At 62.2% G+C, this 19,421-nt stretch carries 15 protein-coding genes; 9 read left to right on the forward strand and 6 right to left on the reverse strand.

Annotated elements, in window-relative coordinates:
• The first annotated feature begins 195 nt into the window (after positions 1–195).
• The 7 genes from AC3WWH_RS23420 to AC3WWH_RS23450 all read left to right on the forward strand — a co-directional run bounded on the left by AC3WWH_RS23420 (position 196) and on the right by AC3WWH_RS23450 (position 8,156).
• On the forward strand, positions 196–870 hold the full coding sequence (locus AC3WWH_RS23420) for a response regulator transcription factor (RefSeq protein ID WP_057248518.1): 675 nt from the start codon (positions 196–198) through the stop codon (positions 868–870).
• Positions 867–2,219 carry a sensor histidine kinase gene (locus AC3WWH_RS23425; RefSeq protein ID WP_058324946.1) on the forward strand — a complete coding sequence of 451 codons (1,353 nt, stop codon included), beginning with the start codon at positions 867–869 and terminating at the stop codon, positions 2,217–2,219. Before AC3WWH_RS23420 ends, AC3WWH_RS23425 begins: the two co-directional genes overlap by 4 nt.
• Before the next feature lie 242 nt (positions 2,220–2,461).
• Complete coding sequence (locus AC3WWH_RS23430) at positions 2,462–3,166, forward strand: CerR family C-terminal domain-containing protein (protein ID WP_492377289.1); 705 nt, start codon at positions 2,462–2,464, stop codon at positions 3,164–3,166.
• Positions 3,163–4,170: a secretion protein HlyD gene (gene hlyD, locus AC3WWH_RS23435; protein ID WP_113398800.1), complete on the forward strand. Its 1,008-nt coding sequence runs from the start codon at positions 3,163–3,165 to the stop codon at positions 4,168–4,170. Before AC3WWH_RS23430 ends, hlyD begins: the two co-directional genes overlap by 4 nt.
• The gene (locus AC3WWH_RS23440; protein ID WP_058324948.1) at positions 4,167–5,897 is read left to right on the forward strand and encodes an ATP-binding cassette domain-containing protein; all 1,731 of its coding nucleotides are present in this window, start codon (positions 4,167–4,169) and stop codon (positions 5,895–5,897) included. Before hlyD ends, AC3WWH_RS23440 begins: the two co-directional genes overlap by 4 nt.
• Positions 5,894–7,042 carry an ABC transporter permease gene (locus tag AC3WWH_RS23445; RefSeq protein WP_156433243.1) on the forward strand — a complete coding sequence of 383 codons (1,149 nt, stop codon included), beginning with the start codon at positions 5,894–5,896 and terminating at the stop codon, positions 7,040–7,042. Before AC3WWH_RS23440 ends, AC3WWH_RS23445 begins: the two co-directional genes overlap by 4 nt.
• 1 nt (position 7,043) lies before the next feature.
• Positions 7,044–8,156 carry an ABC transporter permease gene (locus tag AC3WWH_RS23450; protein ID WP_058324949.1) on the forward strand — a complete coding sequence of 371 codons (1,113 nt, stop codon included), beginning with the start codon at positions 7,044–7,046 and terminating at the stop codon, positions 8,154–8,156.
• A 2-nt stretch (positions 8,157–8,158) separates the two neighbouring features.
• Here AC3WWH_RS23450 and AC3WWH_RS23455 read toward each other — a convergent pair whose 3' ends face one another.
• Together AC3WWH_RS23455 and AC3WWH_RS23460 are read right to left on the reverse strand one after the other, a co-directional pair.
• Positions 8,159–8,761: an alpha/beta hydrolase gene (locus AC3WWH_RS23455; protein WP_058324950.1), complete on the reverse strand. Its 603-nt coding sequence runs from the start codon at positions 8,759–8,761 to the stop codon at positions 8,159–8,161.
• A 163-nt stretch (positions 8,762–8,924) separates the two neighbouring features.
• On the reverse strand, positions 8,925–9,857 hold the full coding sequence (locus tag AC3WWH_RS23460) for a VOC family protein (RefSeq protein WP_058324951.1): 933 nt from the start codon (positions 9,855–9,857) through the stop codon (positions 8,925–8,927).
• 238 nt (positions 9,858–10,095) lie between these two features.
• Between AC3WWH_RS23460 and AC3WWH_RS23465 the strand changes: the two genes are divergently transcribed.
• Together AC3WWH_RS23465 and AC3WWH_RS23470 are read left to right on the forward strand one after the other, a co-directional pair.
• The gene (locus AC3WWH_RS23465; RefSeq protein WP_113398803.1) at positions 10,096–11,922 is read left to right on the forward strand and encodes a sensor histidine kinase; all 1,827 of its coding nucleotides are present in this window, start codon (positions 10,096–10,098) and stop codon (positions 11,920–11,922) included.
• On the forward strand, positions 11,919–13,277 hold the full coding sequence (locus AC3WWH_RS23470; protein ID WP_058324953.1) for a sigma-54-dependent transcriptional regulator: 1,359 nt from the start codon (positions 11,919–11,921) through the stop codon (positions 13,275–13,277). The genes AC3WWH_RS23465 and AC3WWH_RS23470 overlap by 4 nt, the downstream gene beginning before the upstream one ends.
• An 86-nt stretch (positions 13,278–13,363) precedes the next feature.
• On the opposite strand, the gene AC3WWH_RS23475 is transcribed toward AC3WWH_RS23470, so the two are convergent.
• From AC3WWH_RS23475 to AC3WWH_RS23490, 4 genes are read right to left on the reverse strand one after another with little or no spacing between them, the layout of a single operon-like run.
• Positions 13,364–14,965 (reverse strand): ABC transporter ATP-binding protein, encoded by a 1,602-nt coding sequence (locus tag AC3WWH_RS23475; protein ID WP_058324954.1) that lies wholly within the window; start codon positions 14,963–14,965, stop codon positions 13,364–13,366.
• A 1-nt stretch (position 14,966) separates the two neighbouring features.
• Positions 14,967–16,097 carry an ABC transporter permease gene (locus AC3WWH_RS23480; RefSeq protein WP_057248530.1) on the reverse strand — a complete coding sequence of 377 codons (1,131 nt, stop codon included), beginning with the start codon at positions 16,095–16,097 and terminating at the stop codon, positions 14,967–14,969.
• The gene (gene oppB / locus AC3WWH_RS23485; RefSeq protein WP_057248531.1) at positions 16,090–17,013 is read right to left on the reverse strand and encodes an oligopeptide ABC transporter permease OppB; all 924 of its coding nucleotides are present in this window, start codon (positions 17,011–17,013) and stop codon (positions 16,090–16,092) included. The genes AC3WWH_RS23480 and oppB overlap by 8 nt, the downstream gene beginning before the upstream one ends.
• A gap of 53 nt (positions 17,014–17,066) precedes the next feature.
• On the reverse strand, positions 17,067–18,665 hold the full coding sequence (locus tag AC3WWH_RS23490; protein ID WP_057248532.1) for a peptide ABC transporter substrate-binding protein: 1,599 nt from the start codon (positions 18,663–18,665) through the stop codon (positions 17,067–17,069).
• Between the last annotated feature and the right edge of the window lie 756 nt (positions 18,666–19,421).

The raw sequence follows: 19,421 nt of genomic DNA on the forward strand, positions 1-19,421 counted from the left end.
ACCGCAATACGGCCACCTGTTAGTTGCAGCCTCCCCCTCACCGGTCGAGATACGACGTGCAAGCTGTCGAAACCCCGTCAAGATTGCTCATTGACCGCTCCATGCACGCGATGGTGGGTATTGCGACCGGGAGTTGGCAGCCCAAGCGAAAGCCCATATGGTCGACAGCGGCCCCTGTAATATCGAGACGATTCAATGCGCTTGCTCCTGGTTGAAGACAGCCCGCGACTGGTCGAACTGGTCGGAGAAACCATGCGGGACGCTGGCTGGCGCCTCGATTCCGTTTCAACCGTTGCGGACGCCGAAACGGCAATCGCGGGGCAGGAGCACGATCTCGTATTGCTCGATCTCGGCTTGCCCGACGGCGACGGCTTGTCCCTGCTTCGTCGCCTCCGGCACGACTATCCTGGGCTGCCCGTGTTGATCATCACCGCCAAGGGATCCGTCGACGAGCGTATTGCCGGGCTCGATGCCGGTGCCGACGACTATCTCGTCAAGCCATTCCATCATCGGGAGCTTCTCTCCCGTTGCCGTGCGATGCTGAGACGCAACCCGCAAGCGGTCCAGCCGGTGCTGGAGGCTGGCGCCTTGCGCTACGACCCGGCGACCGCAGACCTTACCTGTGACGGCATCGTGGTGCCGTTGCCGCCGCGCGAACGTTCGCTGATGGAAATCCTGATGCGAGAAGTCGGCCGCGTCGTGCCGAAGCGCAAACTTGAAACGGCGCTTTCCGAATATGGCCAGGAAATGACGCCCAATGCGCTTGAGCTCGCGGTATCACGCGTGCGCAAGCGCCTGCAGCCGCTTGACACCGGCGTACAGATCGAGACCGTGCGCGGTATCGGTTATCTGCTCAGGCGCGCCTCATGAAACCCCGCAACCCGTCGCTGATCGGCATCGTCGCCCGCCGCATCGTCGCCTTTTCGTTGATCGCCATGGCAATCCAGATTGGCGTCGTCTTTGCCGACTACTGGTTCGACGACGACAAGCTGAGCGTGCTCATGCTCCAGCAGGAAACCGAAAACCTGGCCGGCTATGTCCAGGTCCGCGATGGCGTCGTGAGCTACGAGCCCAATCACGAGATGCGCGAGCGCTATCAGGACCGCCATGACGACGATGGCTCGATCTTCCTGCGCATCCGCACAGCCTCAGGCGTGATCGTCTATTCGAACTGTACGAGCGAATGCGCCCAGCATTTCCTGCCCATCAGCATGGATGCACCGCAGTTCTGGAAGCGGCTGATCGCTCCCGGAAAGCCCTTCAGCGTCGCCGGCGGCCAATCTTTCGAACGGAGCGGGACCACCGTGCTCATCGAACTTGCGATCCTCAACGATCCGAACGGCTTCATGTACGGCGCCCTACTGCATGAGATGTTCGATTCGATGATCGTACCGATGACGCTGATGTTCTGCCTCGTCATCGGTGCGACGATCTGGTCCATTCGCAGCGCTCTGAAACCCGTCGCCATGGCGGCCCAGGCTGCCGATGCGCTGGATCCGCGCGACAGCGATGCACGCCTGCCACTGACGCGGATGCCGCAGGAGATCGCCCGCCTGGTTTCCGCGGTCAATCGCATGCTCACGCGCGTTGCCGATCTCATTCAGTCGCAGAAGCTGTTCTCATCCTCGATCGCCCACGAGATCCGGACGCCGGTCTCGATCGCCAAGATGGAACTGAGCCGCATCGACGACCCAAGGGCCCGCAATGCCGAAAGGGACCTCGACGCTCTGACCCATATCCTGGAGCAGCTCACCTCTCTGGCGCGGGCCGATGCAGTCGATCCCTCCGCCTACCAGCGCACCAGCCTGTCGCAAATCGGGGCCGCTGTTGCGGAAGCGATCGCGCCGTTCGTCTTCGACCACGACAAGTCGCTCGAATTCGTCGACGAAGGCACGCCGCCGGTGACCGCGATCCCGGCGCTCGTCGAGAACATGCTGCGAAACCTGATCGAGAATGCGGTGAAGCACAATCCGCCGGGCACGCGGATCGTTCTCGCCTGCGGTCCCGGCCCGGTCGTCTCCGTCGAGGACAATGGCAAGGGGCTCGTCGACTTGCCCGAACACCACGAGGATCTCGGCTACGTGAAGAGTTCCGGTCAGCTCGGGCTCGGCCTGAAGATTGTCCGGCGCATCAGCGAGCTCCACCAGGCGACCATCGTGGTCGATACGGCCCCGGAGCGCGGCACCAAGATTTCGATAGATTTCTCTGCCGCGGTCTAGGCTCCGCCAATTCCCCAATCCGGCAGAAAATGCTCCCCATCCCCTTGTGGTCGAGCGCCGTCATTAGGCGCCATGCGCAACCATCTACGCCCTATGGCAATATCACAGCCAACCTTTACCTCGCTCTGCCGTGAGCCGCGAACGTTTCGCTGATCCGCCCATGGCCCGGACCGGAGCCGCACAACCGCGCATGACAAATTCATTCGATTGACTTAATCAATGGAATGATGTAATTTCAGGACATGATGAAAAACAAAACCTCGACCCAAGCACCCAAGCAGGACCGCGGCGATGTCACGCGTGAAAAGCTTTTGACGAGTTCCATCGATGTCTTCGGCCGCTACGGGTTCGATGGCGCCAGCACGCGGAGGCTCGCGGAGACTGCCGGCGTAAACCTGCAGGCGATCCCCTATTATTTCGGTGGCAAGGAAGGCCTTTACATCGCCGCCGCAGAACACCTTGCATCGATTATCGTTGGACATGTCGGCGATCTCAGAAACGTGATCCTCCAGCGCCTTGCCCGCCTCGACAACGAAGGCAAGGCGATGTCGGCTGAGGAAGCCCGGGAACTCCTGACCCAGACGGCGCAACACATGGTCGCGATCTTCGTCAGCCGGCAGTCCGAAAGCTGGGCGCGTTTCATCATCCGCGAACAGATGGAACCGACCGAAGCCTTCGAACGGGTCTACACCAACGTCATGGGACCGATCATCGGCATGGCCGGGAGACTGGTCGCGACCATTCTCGACGAACCGCCGCAATCCGAACATGTCCGGCTGAAGACTCTCTCCTTCGTCGGCAGCATCCTCGTCTTCCGTATGGCCCATGCGGCCATGCTCCGGCAGATGAACTGGCAGGCCGTTGGCCCCGACGAACTCGACATTCTGCGTCGGCACGTCGCCGAGCTTGTCGCGGCGCTTGGCGGCGAGAAGGAGGGTCAGCCATGAACAAGCCGGCAATCGCCCTTCTGTTGCTCGCTGGCACTGCTGCCGGTGCCTGGTGGTTCGACGTCCCCCAGCGGCTCGGCTGGACCGGCACGGAGCGAACCTCGGTGCTTTACGGCAATGTCGACATCCGCCAAGTCTCTCTCGGCTTCCGTGTCAATGGCCGTATTGCGAGCCTCGGCGTCGACGAAGGCGACGCGGTGAAGCCCGGCGATGTCCTTGCGACCCTTGACGCCGTTCCGTTCGAACAGGCGGTGGCCGCGGCCGAAGCCGAACTCGGCGCGCTCAGGGCCAATCTTGCAAAACTGAAGGCGGGCGCCCGCCCGACCGAAATCGCCCAGGCGCGGGCCACCCATGAAGAACGCCTCGCCGATCTGGAAAATGCCAACCTTGCCTATGAACGCGCGCGGCAATTGCGTCCGAACGGCACCATCTCGCAAGCCAATCTGGATGAGGCAAGCGCCAACAGGGCTGCCGCCGCTGCACGCGCCACCTCCGCCCGCGAGGCGCTGGCGCTCATCGTGGAGGGAAGCCGGATTGAGGACATCGAGGCGGGTCAGGCACAGGTGCTCGCAGCCGAAGCCAAGCTCGAAAGTGCCCGCACGTCGCTTGCCGATACCCGCCTGCTCGCGCCAAGCGCGGGCACGGTGCTGTCCCGGGTGCGCGAAGTCGGCGCCATCGTCGCGCCGTCCGACATGGTCTATGTCGTCTCGCTCAACGAACCCGTCTGGGTCCGGGCCTATGTCGCAGAACCGGATCTTGGCCGGGTGCATCCGGGCATGAACGTCGAGATCACGTCGGACAGTGCGCCGGATCGCCCCTACAACGCGACGGTAGGTTTCATCTCGCCCGTCGCCGAGTTCACACCGAAGTCGGTGGAAACGCCAGAGCTCAGGACCGATCTCGTCTATCGCCTGCGCATCGTGGTCGACAAGCCGGGTCCCGATCTCAGGCAGGGCATGCCGGTGACAGTGCACTTGCCCGCATCCGCAGAGGCAATACGATGAACGACGACGCACCGTTCGTCCGGATCCTGGATGTGGTCAAGCGCTTCGGCGATGCCCCGCCGGCGCTCGACCACATCGATGGCGAAATCCTCGGCGGACGGATCACCGGGCTTGTCGGCCCTGATGGCGCGGGAAAAACCACGCTGATCCGGCTGATGACCGGGCTGATGGTGCCGGACGAGGGAAAGGTCGAGGTTCTCGGTTTCGACACGGTGACCAATGCCGCCGCCATCCAGGCAGCGATCGGCTACATGCCGCAGCGCTTCGGCCTCTATGAAGATCTTTCCGTACAGGAGAACCTCAACCTCTATGCCGACTTGCGCGGCTTGCCGCTTTCCGAGCGAGCCGCGACCTTCGACGAACTGCTGGAATTCACCGATCTCAAGCGCTTTACCGCGCGGCTTGCCGGCAAACTCTCCGGCGGCATGAAGCAGAAGCTCGGCCTCGCCTGTGCGCTCCTGCGCAAGCCTCGCCTGCTTCTCCTCGACGAACCGGGCGTCGGCGTCGATCCGATCTCGCGCCGCGACCTTTGGAAGATGGTCGAGAACCTGACGGCCGAGGGCATTGGCGTCGTCTGGTCGACGGCCTATCTCGACGAAGCCGAGGCCTGCGACAGCGTTCTCCTGCTGAACGAGGGCAAGTTGCTTTTTGCCGGCAGTCCCGCCGATCTGACCGCTCGGGTCGCCGACCGCGTCTTCAAGGTTTCCGGTATCGCGCATGGACGCCGCCAGAAGCTCGCTCGCTTGCTCGATGACGACGATGTCGTCGACGGTGTCATCCAGGGTGAAGCGATCCGACTGGTGATGAAGCCGGACACAAAACCGCCGACACCGGACGACGGCTCGTCTGCGCCTGACGTGACGACCACCCCGCCCCGCTTCGAGGATGCTTTCATCGACATGCTCGGCGGCGGCCCCGGCGGCCGCTCGAAACTGGAGGAAACACAGACACCTTTCACGATGGAGGACAGCAAGCCGGTCATCGAGGCCCACGGCCTGACGAAACGCTTCGGCGATTTCACCGCCGCCGACGACATCACCTTCGATATCCCGCGCGGCCAGATCTTCGGATTGCTCGGCCCGAACGGCGCCGGTAAGTCGACGACGTTCAAGATGCTGTGTGGGCTGTTGAAGCCCACGGCCGGCGAAGGCCGCGTCGCCGGTTTCGACTTGCGTCGCGACGCGGCGGAGGCGCGCAACCGGCTTGGCTACATGGCGCAGAAGTTCTCGCTCTATGGCGACCTAAGCGTCGCGCAGAACCTCAGTTTCTTCGCCGGCGTCTACGGCCTTTCCGGCACGCGCAAGCGGGAACGCATCCAGCTGATGACCGATATCTTCGCCTTCGGCCGGCTGCTCGACATGTCCGCCAAGGATCTGCCGCTTGGGCTCAAGCAGCGGCTGGCCCTTGCCTGCGCCGTGCTGCATGAGCCGGAAGCACTGTTTCTCGATGAACCGACCTCCGGCGTCGACCCCATCACCCGGCGCGAGTTCTGGACCCATATCAACGGGCTGGTCGAAAAGGGCGTGACCGTGCTCGTCACCACGCATTTCATGGACGAGGCTGAGTATTGCGATCGTATCTCGCTCATCTATCGCGGCCGGTCGATCGCGCTCGGCTCGCCGGATGAGCTGAAGGCACAGGTCGCAAGCGACAAGCTTCCGGACCCGACGATGGAAGATGCTTTCATCGCCCTGGTTCAGGGGTCGGAGGAAAAGGAGGCGGCATGAACGTGCAATCCGCCAACATCGAAAGCCGGGCCGCCCGAGCCCGTCGCTTTGCCGCACTCGTGCGCAAGGAAAGCTATCAAATCGTTCGCGATCCGAGCAGCATCCTGATCGCCTTCGTGCTGCCCATGATCCTGCTGTTTCTCTTCGGCTACGGCGTCTCGCTCGATACGACGCAGACCCGCGTCGGGCTCGTCATCGAGGAGGAGGCACCGCTGACCCGCGACCTCGCCGCCGGCTTCCAGGCGTCACGCTATTTCAAGGTAACGGTCGGCCGCGACCGGCGCGAATTCGAAGAAGACCTGGTGCTTGGTCGCGTGCGCGGCATCGTCGTGATTCCGGCCGCCTTCACGACGGACTATGCCGCCGGGCGCCATCCGACGGTGCAGGTGCTCGTCGATGGCTCGGACCCCAACACCGCCAACTTCGTGCAGAACTACGCCCAGGCGACCCTTGCCAACTGGGAGCGCCAGCGCTTGAGCGACAGCGCCGGCCGGCCGCCGGCAATTTCGGCTGAGCAGCGATTCTGGTTCAATCCGGAGCTGACCAGCCGGAATTTCCTTGTGCCCGGATCAATCGCCATCGTCATGACGCTGGTCGGTACCCTGCTCACCTCGCTCGTCGTTGCCCGTGAATGGGAACGGGGCACGATGGAGGCGATGATGGCGACGCCCGTCTCGGCCGCCGAACTCCTGGCCGGAAAGCTGCTGCCCTATTTTATCCTCGGCCTCACCTCGATGACGCTCTGCGTTCTGCTTGCCGTCTTCCTCTTCGGCGTCCCCTTCCGCGGCTCGATCGCAGCACTCTATGCGCTCTCGGCAACCTTCCTGATGCCGGCGCTCGGCCAGGGCTTGCTGATCTCGGCGGCGACCAAGAACCAGTTTCTCGCCTCACAGCTCGCGCTGATCTCAGCCTTTCTGCCGGCGTTCCTGCTCTCCGGCTTTCTCTTCGAAATCAATTCGATGCCGACGGTTATTCAATGGATCACTCTCATCGTGCCGGCGCGTTATCTGATCCCAAGCCTGCAGACCGTGTTCCTTGCCGGCGACATCTGGCCGATGTTCACGCGTGCCATCGCCGTCATGCTCCTGATCGGCTGCGTCTTCTTCGCACTCGCTGCCCGCAGCACCCGCAAGAGGATTGGCTGAGATGTGGTGGACAAGGCTCAAAGCGCTGATCGTTAAGGAATTGCTGGCGGTGCTGCGTGATCCCAAGGGACGCACCGTGCTGATCGTGCCGCCGATCATGCAGCTGCTGGTGTTTTCCTACGCAGCAACGCTGGAGGTAACGAACGTCGACGTCATGGTGCTGAACCGAGACAGCGGCCATTGGAGCCAGGATCTCGTTCAGGAGATCCAGGGATCGCCGACCTTCCGCAGCATCCGCTTCACCAACAGCCCCGACGAGGTGCGCGTGGCGATCGACACCCAAAAGGTCATTGCCGCGATCGAAATCGGCCCGACCTTCTCGCGCGATATTGAGGGGAGCCGGCCGGCAAAGGTGCAGCTCATCCTCGACGGGCGCCGCTCAAACGCGTCGCAGATCGTCTCCGGCTATCTCAGCCGCATCGTAGGAACGCTTGCCGCCGAGACTCCGGCCGGCAAGCGCATGGCGTCGGGCGCCGTCACGGTCGTAGCGCGCAACTGGTTCAATCCGAACCTCACCTATCAATGGTTCATGGTGCCGAACCTGGTGGCGAGCATCGCTCTTTTGATCGGCCTGATCGTGACCGCGCTATCGATCGCGCGCGAACGCGAGCTCGGCACTTTCGATCAGCTCATGGTCTCACCGCTTCGAACCCACGAGATCCTGATCGGCAAGCTGATCCCGCCGATGATGATCGGCCTGTTCCACATCACCATCTATATTCTGGCCGCCGTCTTCATCTTCGGCGTGCCGCTGCGCGGCTCGCTGTTCCTGCTCTACGGCAGCGCAGTCTTCTACCTGGCCGCCGTCGTCGGTCTCGGCCTGTTCATCTCGGCGCTGTCGATGACACAGCAGCAGGCGATCCTCGGTGCATTCCTCTTCATGGTGCCGGCAATGCTGCTCTCCGGCTTCGCGACGCCGATCGAGAACATGCCCTCGTGGCTGCAACCGATCACCTACGTCAACCCGTTGCGCTACTTCCTCGTAATTGTGAAGGGCGTATTCCTAAAGGACATTCCGGCGGTCGAGGTGGTGCGCCAGACGATCCCGCTCTTGCTGATCGCCATCGTCACCCTCTCGGCCGCCTCATGGCTGTTCCGCCGCCGGCTGGAATAGCGTCAAGCTTTCAGGAAACGCCCGATCGCGGCGACCTCGTTCTGGCGGATATCGTGGCCACCCGGGTGCCATTCGGTTTCCGTTACGGCGCCCTGCCCCTGGAAATAGTCTGCCAGGGCCTGCGTCAGCGGCGCCGGGCAGATGGGATCGCGTTCGCCGGCCGTGATCAATACCCGGCGCCCTTTGAGGCCCGCGTTGTCCTTCGGCCGGAACGGGATCAGAGGATGCATGAGCACCGACTTGTCGAAGACACCGTCTTCGATCAGCACATTGGCAAGAATGTTCGCGCCGTTGGAATAGCCAAGGCCGATCACCTCCGAAGCCTGATGCTCCGCGGCCAATGCCTTGACGAAACCGGCCATCTTCTCGGTGGCGCGTGCAAGATCCGCCATGTCGTAAACGCCCTCGCCCGTGCGCTTGAAGAAGCGCGCAGCCCCATATTCCGCCACGTCGCCACGCGGCGAGACGATCGTCGCATCGGGCAGAAGCTCGGACGCGAAGCTGAAGAACTGGTTTTCATCTCCGCCCGTCCCGTGAAAGACGAAGAAGATCGGCTGGCCGGGCTTGCCGGCCTTCAGTTTGTGAACGTAGCCATGATCGACCATTTTTGTCTCCTGGAGCAATTTCCGGAAACGGGTAGACACCCGTCCGAGATTGCCTGTTTTCAAAGCGTTAGATTCACGGTTTCGACGAAACTGTGAACCGTTCTTCCGTACGATCCGGTGCCGAAGGCTCGCAATAACGGCGAGCCTTCTCTGCATCGACGTGTTAGTCGTCGATCTTCTGCAGGTGGCTTTCCAGGATCGGACGCAGGTGCTTGTGCTGCTGCGGCAGCTTCAGCGCCTCGCCGAGGTGAGCGAGATCCTCGTCCCGGTCGAAGCCGGGCTCGTTGGTGGCGATCTCGAACAACACGCCGCCCGGCGTGCGGAAATAGATCGCCCAGAAGTAATCGCGGTCGATGACCGGGGTGACCTGGTAGCCAGTGTCCATCAACGCCTTGCGCACTTCGAGCTGCTTTTCGCGGTTTTCGACGGCAAAGGCGATGTGGTGCACCGAACCGGCGCCTTGGGAAGCGCGGCCGATATTCGGCATCGTCTCGAGGTCGATGACGCGCGCATCGTTGCCGCCAGGCACGATCAAACGCGTGACGCCGTCCTTGCGGTCCAGCTCCTCGTAGCCCATGAACTTCAGCAGTTCGGCCGTCGCGCCTTCATCGCGAAGACGGAGGGCGGCGGAGTGGAAGCCGCGGATCGCATGATCCGCCGAGATACCGCCTTCCGTCCAGGGCGTGCGCTGATCGTCCTTGACCTCAACGAGCGCGAAGCCGTCGCCATCAGGGCCGGCAAAGTTCAGGCGCTTCTCGCCAAAGGTTTCTTCGTCCTTGAGACCGGAGACCCCCGATGCCGTCAGGCGATCCCGCCAGAAGCCGAGCGAGCCTTCGGGCACGGAGAAGACGGTGGTCCCAACTTCGCCGGTACCGGCACGGCCGCGCGGCATGTTCGGGAAGGGGAAATAGGTCATGACCGTGCCGGGCGTGCCGGCTTCGTCGCCGTAATAGAGGTGGTAGACATCCGGCGAGTCGAAGTTGACCGTCTTCTTGACGCGGCGCAGGCCGAGCGACTTGGTGAAGAACAGGTTGTTTTCGCGCGCATCGTCGGCCATCGAAGTGACGTGATGCAGACCCTTGATCTGATTGAGCATTGCCGTGATCCTTTCTCTCCGGCGCCACTGGGCGCTCCGTTGGGTCATAGATGCGCTCATCCGGCCGTCGGCGAAAGACGGCGGCGGCCAAACGCATTGTCAACATTTCATTGACGATGCCAGAGACTCGTCAACAATCATATGCCTGGCAGCGCTGCGCTTGTGACCGGTTGCGCCGATGCATAAGATCGGCTCGCGGCATGTTGCCGTAAGCACGCGAGGAGGCGCGCGGACACCTGTGAAATTTCGCTTGGCTCTTGGATTCCTGCTGTTGCCGCTGCTTGCGACCATGCTGGCCTGGAAAGGCTATGCGGTCACGACAGACAGCTATCTGCGCGAGGCGACCGCTCAAGCCACCACCGCTCTCCGGCTCGCCGTCACGGCGCTCGATGGTCACCTCAACCGCTATCAGGCGCTGCCAGCACTGATCGCCGATCACGAGGACGTTCAGGAACTGGTCACCCGCCCGCGTGATCGGCGACTGAGGGAGGCGGTGAACGCCTATCTGAAAGACATCAACGCGCTGCTCCACTCCTCCGATATCTATGTCATCACGCCGGACGGCGAAACGATCGCTGCCAGCAACTATGACGGGCCGACGAGCTTCGTCGGCCAGAACTTCAGTTACCGGCCCTATTTCCAGGAAGCGCTTCGTGGACAGCAGTCGCGGTTCTATGCGCTTGGCACTACATCGCTGAAGCGTGGCTACTATTTCGGCTCGCCAATCCAGATCGGCGATGAAATTCGCGGCGTGATCGTCTTCAAGGTCGATGTCGAAAGCATCGAAGCCTCCTGGCAGGGCGGGGAATACAGGATCTTCGTTTCCGATCCCGAAGGCATCATCTTCATGTCCGGCGACCCGGACTGGCTCTATTCCTCTATCCTGCCGCTGACCTCAGACCGCCTCGCACGCACCGAAGCCTCGAGGCGGTACGCCGACGCCACCCTGCGTCCGCTGCCCATGGCAGAGAGCAACGCGCCCGACCACCGCTTCATGACCGTCTCCTCCGGCGGTTCGAGCCGCGAGTATCTCGTGCTCTCGCAATATATGCCGGATGCCGACTGGACCGTGAACGTACTGGTGGATACGGCCTCTGCCTATACGCAAGCGCTGACCGCCGTCGCCGCAGCGCTGCTGTTGATCTGTCTTGCCGGCCTTGGCGTGGCCATTGTTCTGCAACGGCGTGCGCGGCTCAACGAACGCATCTCCATGCAGGCAGAAGCGCAGGTCGAACTCGAACGCCGTGTCGACGAACGCACCGCCGACCTCGCGCGCGTCAATGCCCAGATCGAGGAGGAGATCGCTGAACGTCGCCTGACGGAACAGCAGTTGCGCCGGACACAGGCCGACCTGATCCAGGCCGGCAAATTGGCAGGTCTCGGCCAAATGTCCGCGGCCCTTTCGCACGAATTCAACCAGCCACTTGCCGCCGCCAAGACCTATGCCGACAGCGCGGCCCTGCTGATCGAACGTGGCCGTTCCGACGAGGCGACCGACAATATCCGCCGGATCTCCGGGCTCGTCGACCGCATGGCGGCGATCAGCAAGCATCTGCGAAATTTCGCCCGCAAGCCGAATGAAAAGCTTGGGCCGGTTCCGGTCGAAGAGGTGGTGCGCGATACGATGGAGATCGTATCGGTTCGGCTGAAGGCCGCAGCGGCAACCATCGACATCGATCTCGGCGATAAACCGCTCGTCGTCCGTGCCGGTTCCGTGCGCCTGCAGCAGGTGCTGGTCAACATCATCTCCAATGCGGCCGATGCAGTCGAGGGGCTTGATGACCGGACCATTCGCCTTCGCGCCCGACAGGAAGACCACAAGGTGGTGCTGACGGTCAGCGATCGGGGGCCTGGCGTCGCGCCGGCGATTGCCGAGCGCATCTTCGATCCGTTCTTTTCCACAAAGGGCGTGGGCAAGGGGCTGGGCCTTGGCCTTTCGATTTCCTATAACATTATCAAGGATTTCGGCGGCAGTCTTATCGCAACCAACCTAACGGAAGGCGGCGTCGAGTTCCGGATCGAACTTGCCGCTGAAAACAGCAATGCCCGGGAGGCTGCCGAATGATCGAGAGCCGGATCCTGCTCGTCGACGACGAAGAGGAGGTGCGCCATTCGAGCGCGCAGGCGCTGGAACTGGCGGGTTTCCGCGTCGATGCCTTCGCCGCAGCCGAACGTGCCCTGGAATTCATCAGCTACAGCTTCGCCGGTGTCGTCATCAGCGACATCCGCATGCCCGGCATGGACGGCATGACGCTGCTACAGCGCATCCGAGAGATCGATGCCGAGGTGCCGGTCATCCTCGTCACCGGCCATGGCGACGTGCAGCTTGCCGTGCGCGCGATGCGCGAAGGCGCCTATGATTTCGTCGAGAAGCCGTTCGCGGCACAGATGCTCGCCGGCACCATTCGCCGGGCGCTGGACTGGCGCGCGCTCGTTCTGGAAAACCGCCGGCTCAAAGCCGTCGCCGGCAAACGCGACGACATCGAGCAGCGGCTCCCCGGCCGCAGCCAGGTCATGGTCGATCTGCGCTATCGTATTCGCGCGATCGGCGCAGCCGACGCGGACACGCTGATCATCGGTGATACCGGCGTCGGCAAGGAGGTGCTGGCCCGCACGCTGCATGATCTCAGCGCCCGCGCCAACAGCCCGTTCATCGCCATCAACTGCGCGGCCCTGCCGGAGAACCTGATCGAGAGCGAGCTCTTCGGCCACGAGCCCGGCGCCTTTCCCGGCGCCATTCGTCCGCGCTACGGCAAATTCGAGCATGGTCGCGGCGGCACCATCCTGCTCGACGAGATCGGCTCGATGCCGTTCGACCTTCAGGCAAAATTCCTGCGCGTCCTCCAGGAACGCGTCATCACCAGGCTCGGATCGAACGAAGTCGTGCCGCTCGACGTGCGCTTCATCGCCACCAGCAAGGTCGATCTCGAAAGGGAAGTTGCCGCAGGACGCTTCCGCGCCGATCTGCTCTACCGCCTCAACGTCGCAACGCTTCGGGTTCCCTCGCTCGCCCAGCGCCGCGCCGATATCCCGCTGCTCTTCCTGCAACTGGTCAGGGAATCTGCGGCACGCTATGGCCGCGATGAAGTCGAGGTCTCGCAAGCCATGCTGGCGGAAATGGCGGAGCGCGACTGGCCGGGCAATGTGCGCGAACTGCGCAACGCCGCCGAGCGGTTGGTGCTCGGGCTTGATTCAGCACCGCTCGATACCGCGAAGGAAGATAGCGGCCGGCTTGCCGACAAGGTGGCAGCCTATGAAAAGGGTCTCATCGCCAGCGCCATTGCCGCGCATGGGGGCGCCCTGAAGCCGGTCTACGAGTCTCTCGGCATTTCGCGCAAGACGCTCTACGAGAAAATGCAGAAGTTCGGGCTCGACAAGAAGCTTGTCGCTGCAGATTTCCCGGCCGATGGCGAACTCTGATCAGAGCCCGCGCCGAAACCGCAAGTGCCCGAAATAAAGCAGGGACGCGATCGCTCGCGTCCCTGTCAACTGCGGTATCGGCCGGCTCAGACGTTGAAGGCCGCGCCGATCAGCGTCTTGGTATAGGGCTGCTTCGCCGCCTCGAAGATCGCGTCCGTTTCGCCTTCCTCGACGATCTTGCCGTTCTTCATAACGATCACATAGTCCGACATCGCCTTCACCACCGAAAGATCGTGGCTGATGAAGATGTAGGAGAGCCCGTGCGAGCGCTGCAGGTCGCGCAGGAGTTCGATCACCTGACCCTGCACCGAGCGGTCGAGCGCCGAGGTCGGTTCGTCGAGAATGACGACCTTGGGCTTCAGGATCATTGCGCGGGCGATCGCGATGCGCTGCCGCTGGCCGCCCGAGAACTCGTGCGGGTAGCGGTTGCGGGACGCAGGGTCGAGCCCCACTTCCTTCAGCGCTTCGGACGCCCGGCGGTCGCGGTCGGCACGGCTGAGCTCGGGCTCGTGCACGTGCAGGCCTTCGGTGATGATCTCACCGACGGTGCGCCGGGGCGAAAGCGAGCCGTACGGATCCTGGAAGACGAGTTGCAGCGTGCGACGCAGCGGCCGCATCTGCCGGCGGTCGAAGCCGGAAATATCCGTAGTCCCGAAGCGATAGTAGCCACTGCTCGGCAGAAGCCTTAGAAGCGCGCGTCCGAGCGTCGACTTGCCGGAACCGGACTCGCCGACGACGCCGATCGTCTGCCCCTCTTGCAGGCGCAGATTGACGTTGTCCACCGCACGGAAGACAGACTTGCCGCCACGGAATAGGCCGCCGCCGATCTGATAGTCGACACAGACGTCGCGGCCTTCGAGAATGATCGGCGCGCTGTCGGCCGGCGACGCCTTGCGGCCGCTCGGCTCGGCTGCGAGCAGCATCTTCGTGTAGTCGGCCTGCGGCCGCTCGAAGATGTCAGCCGTCGTGCCTCTCTCCACCACTTCGCCGCGGCGCATCACCGCAACGCGGTCCGCGAAGTGCTTGACGATGCCGAGGTCGTGCGTGATCAGCACGATCGCCATGCCGAAGCGCTTCTGCAGCGACTTCAGCAGATCAAGGATCTGCGCCTGGATCGTCACGTCGAGCGCCGTCGTCGGTTCATCTGCGATCAGGAGATCCGGGTCGTTGGCAAGCGCCATGGCGATCATCACGCGCTGACGCTGGCCACCCGAAAGTTCATGCGGATAGCTGTCGATGCGGCGCCCAGGTTCCGGGATGCCCACGAGCTCAAGCAGTTCAAGCACGCGCGCCCGCGCCTGTTTGAACGTGCCGCCCCGATGGTGCACGATCGGCTCGGCGATCTGGCGGCCGACGGGATAGAGCGGATCGAGCGAGGTCATCGGCTCCTGGAAGATCATTGTGACCTTCGCACCGCGCACCTGGTTCAGCGCCTTTGGCGGCAGGCCCACAAGCTCCTGTCCGCGGTAACGCGCGGAGCCGGTGACCTCACCGTTCTTGGCGAGCAGGCCCATGATGCCCATCATCGTCTGGCTCTTGCCGGAGCCGGACTCGCCGACGACCGCAAGCGTTTCGCCGGTACGGACGTCGAGATCGATGCCCTTGACCGCTTCCACCGTGCCATCAGGCGTCGAGAAGTTCACCTTGAGGCCGCGAACGGCCAGGATGGTTTCCTTGGTATCTGCCATGTCAGCGATCCTTCGGGTCGAGCGCGTCGCGCAGGCCGTCGCCAACGAAATTCAGCGAGAACAGCGTCAGGACAAAGAAGATGGCCGGGAAGATGAGCAGCCACGGCGCCGACTGGATGTTGTTTGCGCCTTCCGAGATCAGCGCTCCCCAGCTCGTCAGCGGCGCCTGAACGCCGAGGCCAAGGAAGGAGAGGAAGCTCTCGAGCAGGATCACCTTGGGCACGACGACGGTCACGAAAACGATGACCGGACCGATCGTATTGGGGATGATGTGCCGGCGGATGATCTGCCAATCGGTCAGGCCGAGTGCCTGCGCGGCGCCGACGAACTCGCGCCGCTTGAGCGCAAGCGTCTGGCCGCGCACGATACGGGCCATGTCGAGCCATTCCACCGCCCCGATCACCAGGAAGATCAGGATGAACGAGCGACCGAAGAACACGACGAGAACGACGACGAGGAAGACGAAGGGCAGAGAATACATGATCTCCACCAGTCGCATCATGACGTTGTCGACGCGGCCGCCGATATAGCCCGATGTCGCGCCGTAGACGACGCCGATGCCGAGCGAAACGAGGCTCGCCAGCAGGCCGACGGCGATCGAGATCTGGCCACCGAGCATGACGCGGACCAGAAGATCGCGACCGTTGGAATCGGTGCCGAAGGGGAAGTATTCCCGGTCGACCTGACCGGTCACTTTCAGCGTGCGGCCGTCATCTTCCGTTGCCACCACCTGGGTGTCGCGGAACTCGTTGGCGCGATCGAAATAGCGCGTTGCGCGCGCATCGATCGGCTGTTCCGAGGTGATCGTCGCGGTGAAGGTCTCACCCTCGAGATTGAACTCCTTGAGCGTGACGCGGGCGCGGGTCGCGATGCCTTCCATCACCCCCTGCAACGTCGAAACGTCGGGCCGCGGCTCGAGGCTGGGGGCTTTCGTGACGTATGACGGAAACACCTGGTCATAGGTATGCGGCACAAACAGCGGACCTAAGAACGAGAACAGCGCGATCAGTGCCAGCATCACGCAACCGGCCATGGCGGCACGGTTGCGCTTGAAGCGCATGGCGGCGAGCTGGAAGAGGCTGCGCCCTTTGGTTTCCGGTGTCACCACCGGGGTCTGGACGATATCAGTCATGGCGAACCCTCGGATCGAGCAGGCCGTAGAGAATGTCGACCAGGAGATTGAAAACGATGACGAAGATTGCAACGAGAATGACCGTGCCCATCACCAGCGTATAGTCGCGGTTGATCGCGCCGAGGACGAAGTAACGGCCGACACCCGGAATGGTGAAGATCGTCTCGACGACAGCCGAACCGGTCAGCAGCGCCGCGGCACAGGGTGCGAGATAGGACACGACCGGCAGCATCGCGCCGCGCATCGCGTGGGTCACCACAACCGTTCGCGCAGGTAGGCCGTAGGCCCTGGCGGTTCGGATGTGGTCGGTGTGAAGCGCCTCGATCATCGATCCGCGTGTCAGGCGCGCGAAAACCGCAACCTGCGGCAGTGCCAGCGCAATCATCGGCAGGATCAGGGAGCGGAACGATCCATCACCCCAACCGCCGGAGGGAACCCACGAAAGGCCGACCGCGAATATCAACACGAGCACCGGACCGACAACGAAGTTCGGCACGGTGACGCCGATCGTCGAGACCGACATGATCGCAAAATCGAGAATGCTGTTCTGCCTGAGCGCGGCGATCGTGCCGGCAGTCACGCCGCCGATGAGAGCAAGCAACAGCGCGTAGAAGCCGAGCTCCATCGAATAGGGCAGACCCTTGCTGATCAATTCAGCGACATTGTTGTCTTTATAGACATAGCTCGGGCCGAAGTCGCCGGTCACAGCATTGCTGAGATAGTGCGTGTATTGGCGCCAAAGGGGCTGGTCGAGCTGATACGTCTTCATCAGGTTCGCCATCGTTTGTGGCGGAAGAGGACGCTCGAGGTTGAAGGGGCCACCAGGGGCGAACCGCATCAGGAAGAAGGATATGGTGACGACGATAAACAAGGTCGGCACCGCACTCGCCAATCGGCGAAGGATGAAGGAAATCATGGACGTGCTCCGGAGACGACGCGCGGCCTGTTACCGCGCGTCGTCTCTGTTCGTTATTCGGCGATGCTCAGGAACTTGCTGAGGTGCTCGTTCGGAGCATTGTCCGCCCAGCCCTTGACGCGGCTGGCAACCAGCCACAGGTCGGCCTGGGTCAGAAGCGGAGCGATCGGCTGTTCCTTCATCAGCAGCGCTTCTGCTTCATGCATCAGCTTCGAGCGGGCTGCCGGATCCTGCTCGTCGTAGGACTTCTTCATCAGGCCGTCGAATTCAGCGTTTTCGAAGTGGCCGTAGTTGAAGGTCTTGTTGGAGCCGACGCTGAGTGCCAGGAAGTTCTCTGCGTCCGCGTAGTCCGCCTGCCAGCCGGCACGGGCAACGTTGAACTTGCCGCCTTCCTGCAGGTAGGCGTAGTGCGAGGACACGTCGAGGTTCACCAGCGACACCTTGGCGCCGAAGGTGTTCTTCCACATGTCGGCGACAGCGGTCGCAACACGCTCGTGGTTCGGGTTGGTGTTATAGCGCAACTCGATATCGAGCGGCTTGCCACCTTCGCCGTAGCCGGCTTCCTTCATCAGGGCGACGGCCTTGTCTTCACGGTCGAGCTGCGACAGCGTGCCGAACTCGGCCTTGGACGGCTCACCGTAGCTTTCGATGCCCGGGGGGACCATCGAATAGGCGGGGAGCTGCGAACCGGCATAGATTTCCTTGGCGAGGAAGTCGCGGTCGACGGCCATGGACAGAGCCTGGCGGACGCGCACGTCGCTATAGGGCTCCTGACGGGTGTCGAAGGCGTAATAATACGTCGCGAGCGACGGCGAAACATGGACCTGATCGCCGTAGGACGTGCGCAGACGCCCGATCTGATCAGCCGAGAAGTTGTAGACGAGATCCATTTCCTTGGCTTCGAAACGGCGAACCGAAGCGGCCTGGTCGTCGATCGGGTAGAAGATGACCTTGTCGAGCTTGACGTTGGCCGCATCCCAATAGTTGGCGTTCTTGACGACGGTCAGGCTGTCGTTCGGAACGTGGGCGGCGAGCGTGAACGCGCCGTTCGAAACCATGACACCCGGCTTGACGAAGTCAGCGCCGTTCTTTTCGACGCTTGCCTTGCTGACCGGAAGCGCGGTCTGGTGCGCCAGCAGTTCCAGGAAGAACGGGGTCGGGCGCTCAAGCGTGATTTCGAGCGTCTTTTCGTCGACAGCCTTCACGCCGAGCTGGTCGGTCGGCAGTTCACCCTTGTTGACCTTTTCGGCGTTCTTGATCGGGAAGAGAATGTTGGCATAGCCGGCCGCGGTCTTCGGATCTTCGACGCGGCGGATGGAGAAGACAAAGTCTTCTGCCGTTACCGGCGAACCGTCCGACCACTTTGCATCGGCGCGCAGCTTGAAGGTGTAGACCGTACCGTCGTCCGAGAGCTCCCACGTTTCAGCGACACCTGGGACGATCTTGGCAGCGGCGTCATAGATCGTCAGGCCCTCGTAGAGGTCCTTGAGGATGAACGCTTCGATGTTGATCGAGGTATGGGCCTGATCCAGGGTTTGCGGCTCACCCGCATTGCCGCGATGCAGGACAGCTTCGGCGAGCGCCGGGCTTGCTCCGATGAGCAGCGAACCGATCAGCGCGGCAGCGCTAAGGTTGAGTTTCAGTGATGCCATTTTGTTTCTCTCCTTCCCCTTGTTTTGGGTTTGTGATCGCAGGAGAGAAGTGCAAATCGTCCTCAAACGCAAGGCGGATTCTGCGGCTGTCTGCATCTTTATCTATAGGACAGAATTCCTTCTATCCTATAGGTTGTATTTCGTTTGCGATTCTTTTCGTCGCCTTTGCGACGGACGTGTGACGGAAGCAGGGCAATTTCGGGAAATCTCCTGCAACGTTTTAGGTCGGCAATTTTTGTCGACAAAACACGGCCGCAGGCACCGTCGAATCATCGACCGTGCAAACTTTGTGAATTTTACCGGCAGTTTACGTAATGTGCGCAAAGAATGGCGCCGTTCGCCGCAATCTTCTTGCGAACCCCTCACTTCATGTAGACAGACTGTTTCCACCGCGCACTCGACCGGTATGGTGTGCAGTACGAAATAGACACGCACAGGTCGCAAATGCGACTCTTGCCCTCCTCCCCTCAAAGGCACCACCAGAAAGTGAAACCAGTTCACCGGAAAGGTGTTGCATCCAGTCCACAGTAAAATCGATTGAAGCGCGTTTCGACCTCTGGCAACCTGCCTTTTGCCCGGTTGTCAAACCACTTCGATGAACTATTGTGCGCCTGACTTCGGTGGGCGCGACCAATTCGCGCGCGCTGTCACGCCGCACGGAAATTCCGGCCATCGCTTGCCTGCGATGATGTTCATGCGGCGCTTCAAGCCGGATTGTTTTTGTGGCGCACCGGGAAGGCTGCGCCGAGCACCAAG

It is taken from the genome of Ensifer sp. EB106-03-01-XG145, from assembly GCF_058792075.1.